The 4,700-nt window shown below is 41.3% G+C and carries 3 protein-coding genes; 2 read left to right on the top strand and 1 reads right to left on the bottom strand.

The features are described from left to right. Nucleotides 1-507: 507 nt before the first annotated feature. Nucleotides 508-1,701, bottom strand: coding sequence for an FAD-dependent oxidoreductase (locus V7K36_RS07010; protein ID WP_335114345.1), 1,194 nt, complete (start codon nt 1,699-1,701; stop codon nt 508-510). A gap of 131 nt (nt 1,702-1,832) precedes the next feature. Here V7K36_RS07010 and V7K36_RS07005 point away from each other — a divergent pair, with 131 nt between their 5' ends. Next, on the top strand, nt 1,833-2,543 hold the full coding sequence (locus V7K36_RS07005; RefSeq protein WP_335114343.1) for a pentapeptide repeat-containing protein: 711 nt from the start codon (nt 1,833-1,835) through the stop codon (nt 2,541-2,543). A gap of 339 nt (nt 2,544-2,882) precedes the next feature. Next, nucleotides 2,883-4,358 carry a pentapeptide repeat-containing protein gene (locus tag V7K36_RS07000; RefSeq protein ID WP_335114341.1) on the top strand — a complete coding sequence of 492 codons (1,476 nt, stop codon included), beginning with the start codon at nt 2,883-2,885 and terminating at the stop codon, nt 4,356-4,358. Nucleotides 4,359-4,700 lie beyond the last annotated feature (342 nt).

Here is a 4,700-nt window from a genome sequence, read left to right as displayed (position 1 = left end):
ATCGAATATGCTGCCATCTCTAAATAATCTGTTTTTTTACATCTTTCAAGTTTACAATCTTTGTGGCTGGTTTGATATCAAATTGCTGTAAGTAGACTAAGGAATAAGAATTGGTATAATATCATGTCCGCTTGATTACTTATTAAACCCGAAGAACCCCACCCCTTAATCCCCTCCCCGCCGGCGGGGAGGGGAGACAAAGCACAGCTTTGGCGGGGTGGGGTGCAATGACTGCGTGAATCATAACTAATTATGCGGACATGATATAACATACAATTTATGTCCCTGGCTTACCTCACCCTCAATCCCTCTCCTTATAAAGGAGAGGGATCGTGAGATAGGATGAAGTTTTGCATTTTATTTAATTTACGTTCCTAAATGATCAATTCAGTCCACTTGAATGGACTTCAGCTATCAGCCCTGAACTGAAGTTCAGGGCGGGATATTGGTGAGTATGAATCGTAACTAATTATCCGCACATAATATTATTTCTCCTTCCCTGCTCCCTCATAATTCAAAGCGAAAGCGTTTCATGAAGCGGCGGTCAATCCAATCTTTGTAACGCCACAAGAGTTTGTGAGGTGGTAAAGTAAAAGAGCCTCGTGTTGCGATTGCTCGTTCGTCTCCTGTACCAATTAAACTCAAATATTGTTTCTGTGGTTTATAAGGTTTGAGCGACTTACGCAATAAAATTCGCTGCAAATTCTCAAATAAAGGTTTACCTTGTCTGACAGCAAAGACCCCAGCTTTCGGACGCAGATAATTTACCATTGTGGCAATGTCACCAGATGCAAATATCTGCGGGTGTGTTTGAGATTGCAACGTGTCTTGTACCAAAATAAAGCCTTGCTCATCAGTTCCAAGTCCAGCGATTTTTAACCACTCAGGCGCTGATGCTTGTGTTACCCAAAAAATTTTATTACACTCTATTGTCAAACCAGATTCACATTTAATCTCAAATATTTTTTTAGTTTCCCTGTGTGTTGTAGGTGTGATATTACACACACTTTCCCCAAGATGGAGCTTAATACCTCGCTCAATTAAAATTTGCTGAATTTGATGCCGTACTGATTGATGGTAATTGGGCATCAGTTCTTGTCCACGCTGAAATAAATGAATTTCTAGATTTTGAATTGGTTGTTGAGTTTGACGTAAAATCCGATGTAAATGAGATTGCATCGCTAGCGCCAATTCTACACCACCAGCACCACCGCCTGCGATCGCAATCCTAATTAATTCTTGAGGATTTTTACCTACAGCTTCAATTAGTTCATACCAATGTTCCAATAGCTGCGATACTGGTTTAACTGCGATCGCATATTCTGCCGCACCTGATACAGACACTGTGGCCGGAGTGCTGCCAATATCAATAGACAGCACATCAAAATCTACCGCAAGTCCGTTAGCACAAAGAACTTTGCTGTTTTCCAAGTCTAGGGCAACTACTCTGTCAATATATAACTGTGCCTGAGCAAAATTCGCTAAAGGTTGCAAGTCAATATGACATTCATCGTCGCTGTAAAATCCGGCAATGTGTCCTGGTAACATTCCAGAGTAGACTGTCTTTTTGGCTGCGGTAATCAACGTCAAACGAACTCCAGCTAAAGGCTTTATCCCAAATATTCTCAGGACAATCGCATGGCTGTGACCGCCACCAATCAGCACTAGGTCTTTAACTTTCGGCTGTAACTTTTGCTGCATTGAAGTACTTAATAGCAATTCTATTTGAGTTGTGATATTTTTGATGTTCGCCTAGCGGCGACCGTAGGAGAAGACTTTCCCCGAAGTTTTTGAATTTTGAATTTTGAATTGTTATTGATGCTTTTGATGCCATGAAAAATATTTCACCGACAAATAACAGTCAATTAGCAAAAATATGTCTTAGGATATATGCTTTCCAGGAAAAAGTTAATCAAACTCAGCATCAGTCGCCAAGACAATGTTTAAGAATAGCAATTGAACAACTAGGGAATAAGACAATAGAAACCAGTCTAGCTGTAATTAATGATTTAGAGCAAATTACTCAAAATCATCCACATTACCACTGGATAATCATGAACATTCTTACTACTTTTGTCCGAGAAAATGCTTTTTACATGCCCCAAGAGGAATTAACGAGTAACCTCAGACCAAAAGTTCGTGCAGATATTCAAGCAGCCCTTACCGTTATCGCTAGAAGAGATGTAAAGAAAGACCCAGAAAATGAGCAACTTGATTTGAGTCACACGGACATGAGGGGGGCAAACCTAAATAGGGCGAACCTAGAACAGACAAATCTCTATCAAGCTAATCTAGCTGGGGCTAACCTCAGAGAAGCTAATCTAGCTGGGGCTATTCTCAGTGCAGCTAACCTAGAAGGAGCTAATTTATATTTAGCCAACCTAGAAGGGGCAATTCTCAGTGCAGCTAACCTCTCTGGAGCTAACCTCTCTGGAGCTAACCTGCATCGTGCAAGTTTATATCTAGCTAGGTTGCATGGGTCAATTCTCAATGATGCCAGACTTGATGAGGCAAATCTCAGGGAAGCCAAATTCTCTGAGTAAAACACTAGTACAGCTTGGCGTAATTCGTAATTCGTAATTACGTTTTAGCAAGGGTTTGAGACATTACAAATGGGTGGCTTATTTACGCCGTACTGTACTAGTACCGCCGTGAATTCAAAAGTCAAAATGAATACAGCGTAAGCGGTTCATGCTTACTGAGCTTGCCAAAGTATTGTTTTGGAATGGGTGGTTTATTTCTGTCGGAGCGTACAAGTATATTCGATGTCATTCCCTAGTTCAATAAGTGTCTTGCCATCTATTATAATTTTCTGTTAAATGCTATACTATTTTTCCAAAACATCTAAGTAATAATTCTAGGTTGTAAGGAAAATTTTTACCATGTCTTCTAAAAAGACAGACCCTCTCTTCAATTGGTTGATAACTATAACAGTTTTATTTGGCTTCTCATTGACTGTAATTTTCTTTGCCTTATCTAGTATTAAGGAATTGTCAATCCAGGAAAAAATCCAGTATAGAAACCAAGCATTAACAACTACTGCAATAGTTTTTCTGGCATCGGCAGCAATGTTTAATACTTATTATGCAGCAAAGCGTGCCCAAGCCATGCATAAAAATGCGATCGCAGCTGAGAAAAACCTGGAAATTGGCATTCAAAATGCAAAAGTCAATCAAGACAGATTAATTGCAGAGCGCTTTATGGGGGCAATTGCCCAGCTTGGTCATGAAAAGGTTGAAACTCGGACAGGCGCAATTTATGCATTAGAAAGAGTTGCTCAGGATTTTCCCCAAGAACACTGGACAATCATGCAAATTCTCACTGCCTTTGTGCGAGAGAATGCACCTATCCAGCACGGAAAAGCAGAGCAACAAAAGGCGGAATATTCAACAGCAGTTTACTCAAGTAGGCACAGAGGTGGGTCGCGTCCGACACAGCCGTTGGAGCAAAATCTCCATGAAGAATTGCCAAAAATACGCACCGATATTCAAGCAGCTCTAACTGTCATCGGCAGGCGTAATTTACTCGAAGACCCAAAAGAGCAGAAACTTGATTTACGTAATACCGACATTAGAGGGGCAGACCTGTTTAAAGCTAACCTGCAACAAGCAGACTTACGTGGGACTGACCTGAGTGGGGCTGACTTGCGTGAAGCTGACTTGAGTGAGGCTGACCTTAACGGCGCTAAACTCGTTAAGTCTATTCTCTATGAAACCAAATTATTAAAAGCTAGTCTATGTGGAGCTAATCTCTGTTGGGCTAATCTCAACCGCGCCAATCTTTGTGGGGCAAATATGCGTTCAGCCAACCTCTCTGGAGCAAGTCTGCGTGTAGCTAATCTGCAAGGAGCAAACCTCTATAAAGCTAACTTGCAACAAGCGACTTTAAAAGTCGCCAACCTCTCTGGGGCAAAGCTGTTTTTAGCTAACTTGCAAGGAGCAAAATTGGGTAAAGCCAATCTGCACATGACGGGTTTGATTGGTGCCAACCTCTGTGGGGCTAATCTAAATGGCGCCAACCTTTCTGGGGCTAACTTGAATGCAGCCAAACTCCACCAAACAGAAGTCTATTTTGCCAACCTCTCAGAAGCCAGCTTAACGGAAGCTGACCTTTATCAAGCTAACCTCATCGGAGCAAACCTATATCGGGCAACCTTTTATCAAGCTAACCTGACTCAGGCAAACCTGATGGGAGCTAACTTTTCAGAAGCTAATCTCAGTGATGTCAAACTGGAAGGGACAATTTTGACAGGAGCTAAAAACTTAGAGTTGCAGCAGATTAGAGAGGCACTTGGCGATCGCAACACGAGGCTACCTGATTATATCGAAGCACCGACACATTGGCGACAGTCTGGTTAAGTTATCTCAGCATCATTAGTTATTTGGGCGCATTCTACCAGTTTCACTTAATGCTATAATTTTTACTAAAAGTCTCAGTAACAATTCTGTAAATGAGCAAGACTAATCGCTATCTACATACTGAGCTAAAATTTAACGTATCGCGGAAGTCCCCATTTTCAAGGTACTCCTAAGATGGGGATTGTGAGAGGGGAATGAGGATTGCATCTGGAATTGATTTTAAACGAATTGTAAAAAGAAATTCTAGATGTATAGCAACCGCCAAGGTACTTAGGACGTAAAATGTAAGACGTGCTCAATGGCATCTCGTAAACAATCAAACTGCGCTAGTTTTTTGCGGAT

It is taken from the genome of Nostoc sp. (genome assembly GCF_036919555.1).
Lineage (GTDB): Bacteria > Cyanobacteriota > Cyanobacteriia > Cyanobacteriales > Nostocaceae > Nostoc.
Note: the sequence above shows the minus strand (reverse complement) of the source record. Positions and strands in the feature narration are given on the sequence as shown.